This window comes from Microbacterium sp. ZXX196 (genome assembly GCF_009709595.1).
Lineage (GTDB): Bacteria > Actinomycetota > Actinomycetes > Actinomycetales > Microbacteriaceae > Microbacterium > Microbacterium excoecariae.
In genome coordinates this window covers 1-229 of the sequence record NZ_WMEE01000573.1, presented here as the reverse complement: position 1 = coordinate 229, position 229 = coordinate 1, and the positions used below count along the sequence as shown (strand labels likewise).

The 229-nt window shown below is 68.1% G+C and carries 1 pseudogene; it reads right to left on the bottom strand.

Features of this window, described 5'->3' with window-relative positions:
- Positions 1–229 (bottom strand): annotated as a pseudogene (locus GJQ66_RS14020) (CTP synthase); the annotation flags it as partial.

Below are 229 nucleotides of genomic sequence, written 5' to 3'. Positions count from 1 at the left end.
GAGGTGACCCACTTGATCTTCACGCGGGCCTTGTTGGCGAAGCCGCCGGCGCGCAGCGCCTCGGTGACCGACAGGTAGGCGTCGGGCAGGTCGATGTACTTGCCGACCAGCGCGACCTTCACCTCGTGGTCCGGATTGTGCACCCGGTCCAGCAGGTCGGCCCACACGGTCCAGTCCACGTCGCGGAACGGCAGGTCGAGCTTGCGCACGACGTAGGCGTCCAGGCCCT